A 2270-nucleotide genomic window follows, 5' to 3' on the forward strand; every position below is an offset into this window, starting at 1 on the left:
CCAGAGTAAAAGGCAACACCGCCTGCATCCAGATCTATTTTCGTATCAAACAAGCGGCTGTTCTTTTCCCCGTTAATGCGCAATCCATCCTGCATATCAGCTCCGCCTTCGGTTCCGCATAACAGCGTCTTCGCTTCGCCAAACTCTACAACGTTCAATGCCCAGCTGGATTCCAGTACAATCGTAGCTCCATTTTGCATCGTAATAAAACCAAAAGCTGAGTCCTCTACCTTAAATTCCTCAGGATTCCAAGGCCCAAAGGCATTTGCCGCATCTTTACGATCCCCTAGCTTATGGAAGGTTGAACCTAGTACACTTTTAGGCTTGTAATTATCCATCAGCCAGAGTGTCAGGTCGAGTGCATGCGTGCCAATATCAATAAGAGGACCACCGCCCTGCTTCTCTTCATCCAAGAATACTCCCCAAGTCGGAACCGCGCGACGGCGTAGAGCAATGGCTTTGCCCAGATAAATGTCTCCAAGCTCTCCTTGCTCAACCAATTGCTTCAAATACAAACTGTCATCACGATATCGGTTTTGATACGCAATAGATAGCTTCTTACCTGTGCGGTTGGCTGCATCGAGCATCTCCCGTGCTTGCTCAGCAGTTTTAGCCATCGGCTTTTCACACAGCACATGCTTACCTGCCTCAAGCGCCGCTACGGTAATTTCTGAGTGCGAGTCATTGGGTGTACACACATGTACGACTTCAATGTCTTTATTTTCTAGCAACTGACGGTAATCACTATAAACTTGCGACCCTTCAACTCCAAACTTTTCTGCTGCCTCTTCAGCGCGCTCCTGAATGATGTCACAGAATGCAACGATTTCTGCACGCTTCTGCTTGGCAAGACTCGGCAAGTGTTTGCCGTTGGCAATGCCTCCACAACCAATAATCCCGATTTTGAGTGTTTTAGACATGAATATTTCCTCCCTGAGCTGCGTATTGTTGGAGCCATTTAATGCTGGTTTCAATGCTTTCGATTGGAGGGTTTGAGCAGAAATCCTGTTCCACGACGACCCAATCCACACCTGCCGGAATAGCGGCGTCTGTAATGGCCTGAAGCTGCACTTCGCCTTTGCTTTTTGTTGCTCGTCACGTGCCATATCCTTTAAGTGAATGATAGGCAGGCGTCCATTATAACGTCCGATGTATTCCACTGGATCATAGCCCCCATAGTATACCCAACAAGTATCCATTTCGACCTGTAACAAATCATCGGAAACCGCATCATATAAAGCATCGAATACCGGGCGATCATTGATTTTTTCTGTCAATTCAAAATCATGATTATGATAAGCCAGTATCAAGCCCTGTTCTTTCACTTTTTCACCAATACGATTCAAATTAGCAAAAATTTCATCCCACTGTCGCTGTTCTTCGGTTAAATAAGGAACGATTAGGTACTTATTGCCCAATTCTTTGTGGTATGCAATCTCCTCATCCAAATGATCCAACAAACGAGAATATTGTATATGAGTTCCGACAACTTCCAGATTCAGCTCATCCAAAAGCGCTCTGACATCCTTGGCATTGCGTCCGAAAAAGGTATGAAATTCTACCCCTTTATAGCCAAGCTCAGCTACCTTGCGCAATGTACCTTCAAAATCCTGTTCAAGCTCTTCCCTTACTGTGTACAATTGCAATCCTACTTTAGCCATTACCCTTCACCTCTTTAATTAGGATGAATTTTCCATTATATCTGTTCCATAATACAAATCCTCGTCCGGCTTGAACGTGCTTTCCATCGTAATGTGATTGCCTTCCAATGATGAGCGCTGAAAAGCATGCATGGCTTCTAACACATGGTAGGCCAGCTCAGCATTAGCACGATGGTCCGTGAATTTCAATGCGCCAAAGGCTTTTCACTGTACACATGCTTGCCTGCCTCTAGTATCGCCACATCTGTCAGTGCATGGCTGCCAGGCACTGACAGATTAAATACAAGCTCAATCTCAGGCTGACGAAGCAATTCATCCACCTTGTATACGTTTTCAATGTTGAATTCATCGGCCCTCTCCTTGGCCCTCTCATCTAGTAAATCAGCGACGGCCACCACTTCAATAAGTGGGCTCTTTTGGAGATTTTCAAGATATACCGAGCTAATAGTACCGCATCCGATAATCCCGGCCTTCATTCGTTCCACGTCGTCACACTCCTTGGCCTCCAACATGTACTTTCTCATCTAACATGTAAGCTTTACAGTTCACATAGTATTCTATTTCTGTTTCGTTTAAAATGAATAATATGATTAAAACATGAACAATCTG

At 44.8% G+C, this 2270-nt stretch carries 2 protein-coding genes and 2 pseudogenes; all 4 read right to left on the reverse strand.

Annotated elements, in window-relative coordinates; translation table 11 throughout:
• Window positions 1-920 (reverse strand): Gfo/Idh/MocA family protein (locus GRP75_RS24830; protein WP_160790659.1); only part of this gene is annotated, 920 nt, incomplete at its 3' end.
• Window positions 913-1661, reverse strand: a pseudogene (locus tag GRP75_RS24835) (sugar phosphate isomerase/epimerase family protein). The pseudogene GRP75_RS24835 and the gene GRP75_RS24830, both read right to left, overlap by 8 nt.
• Window positions 1662-1679: 18 nt before the next feature.
• On the reverse strand, window positions 1680-1850 hold the full coding sequence (locus tag GRP75_RS30065; RefSeq protein WP_233903743.1) for a hypothetical protein: 171 nt from the start codon (window positions 1848-1850) through the stop codon (window positions 1680-1682).
• Window positions 1851-1852: 2 nt separating this feature from the next.
• Window positions 1853-2146: pseudogene (locus tag GRP75_RS30070) on the reverse strand (Gfo/Idh/MocA family protein); the annotation flags it as partial.
• Window positions 2147-2270 lie beyond the last annotated feature (124 nt).

Source organism: Paenibacillus sp. OT2-17 (genome assembly GCF_009827695.1).
GTDB classification, from domain to species: Bacteria; Bacillota; Bacilli; order Paenibacillales; family Paenibacillaceae; genus Paenibacillus; species Paenibacillus polymyxa_B.